The 1,435-nt window shown below is 76.6% G+C and carries 3 protein-coding genes; 1 reads left to right on the top strand and 2 read right to left on the bottom strand.

Annotated features, from left to right (window positions below; genetic code table 11):
* Window positions 1–399: tripartite tricarboxylate transporter substrate-binding protein (locus tag KPL57_RS65610; protein WP_308253641.1), on the bottom strand; the 399-nt coding region annotated here is incomplete at its 3' end.
* On the bottom strand, window positions 330–668 hold the full coding sequence (locus tag KPL57_RS65605; RefSeq protein WP_226359510.1) for a hypothetical protein: 339 nt from the start codon (window positions 666–668) through the stop codon (window positions 330–332). The genes KPL57_RS65605 and KPL57_RS65610, both read right to left, overlap by 70 nt.
* Before the next feature lie 108 nt (window positions 669–776).
* Here KPL57_RS65605 and KPL57_RS65600 point away from each other — a divergent pair.
* Window positions 777–1,435, top strand: a 659-nt coding sequence (locus KPL57_RS65600) for a tripartite tricarboxylate transporter substrate-binding protein (protein WP_374204007.1), incomplete at its 3' end; no start/stop codon positions are given.

Raw genomic sequence — 1,435 nt, 5'->3', positions numbered from 1 at the left:
TTCGCCCGCGGTCACCGCGAGCACCCGCAGGTCACCGGTCCCGATCTGGTCGGCGAACTCGCCCACCCCGGACACCGCGAAGGCCACCTCGCCGCGCAGCACCGCCGCGAGCAGCGGACCGCCGCCCTCGTAGGACGCGTAGTGGACCCGGGCCGGCGCGATGCCGGCGCCCTCGGCCAGCAGCATCGTCGCGAGGTGGTCCGGCCCGCCGACGGTCGAGCCGCCGCCGACGGTGAGCCCGCCGGGAGCGGCGTGCCAGGCGTCGAGCAGGGCGCGGACGTCCCGGTAGGGCGAGTCCGCGGGCACGACGACGATCTCCGACTCCTCGGTCAGCCGTGCGATCGGCGTGGTGTCGGCGAGCGAGAGCGGGGTGTCGCGCGAGGCGGTCGCCCCGACCACCCGAGCCCCATGCTCATCAGCAGCCTGCCGTTGCCGGCCTCGCCCTCGATCCGGCCGAGCCCGGCGATCCCGCCGGCACCGGACAGGTTGAACACCTCGACCGGACCGGTGATCCCGTTGTCGGACAACACCTTCGCCGCACTGCGGGCGGTGACGTCGTAGCCGCCGCCCGGCGGGTTGGGCACGAGGATGCGCAGGTCGGACAGCGGCCGGGGCCCGCCGGTCAGCACGATCGGGACGACGACCGCGGCGAGGGCCAGCACGAGCACCGCGACCAGCGCGGTGACCTGGCCCCGGCGGGCGCGGCGGGCGGGCGGCGGCCCTCCGAGGCGCCCGCCCGCCGCGCCCGCCGGGGCCAGGTCACCGCGCTGGTCGCGGTGCTCGTGCTGGCCCTCGCCGCGGTCGTCGTCCCGATCGTGCTGACCGGCGGGCCCCGGCCGCTGTCCGACCTGCGCATCCTCGTGCCCAACCCGCCGGGCGGCGGCTACGACGTCACCGCCCGCAGTGCGGCGAAGGTGTTGTCCGACAACGGGATCACCGGTCCGGTCGAGGTGTTCAACCTGTCCGGTGCCGGCGGGATCGCCGGGCTCGGCCGGATCGAGGGCGAGGCCGGCAACGGCAGGCTGCTGATGAGCATGGGGCTCGGGGTGGTCGGGGCGACCGCCTCGCGCGACACCCCGCTCTCGCTCGCCGACACCACGCCGATCGCACGGCTGACCGAGGAGTCGGAGATCGTCGTCGTGCCCGCGGACTCGCCCTACCGGGACGTCCGCGCCCTGCTCGACGCCTGGCACGCCGCTCCCGGCGGGCTCACCGTCGGCGGCGGCTCGACCGTCGGCGGGCCGGACCACCTCGCGACGATGCTGCTGGCCGAGGGCGCCGGCATCGCGCCGGCCCGGGTCCACTACGCGTCCTACGAGGGCGGCGGTCCGCTGCTCGCGGCGGTGCTGCGCGGCGAGGTGGCCTTCGCGGTGTCCGGGGTGGGCGAGTTCGCCGACCAGATCGGGACCGGTGACCTGCGGGTGCTCGCGGTGAC

The sequence above is a fragment of the Pseudonocardia sp. ICBG601 genome, from assembly GCF_020496245.1.
The sequence above is the reverse complement of the archived record's forward strand: the minus strand, read 5'-3'. Positions and strand labels throughout refer to the sequence as shown.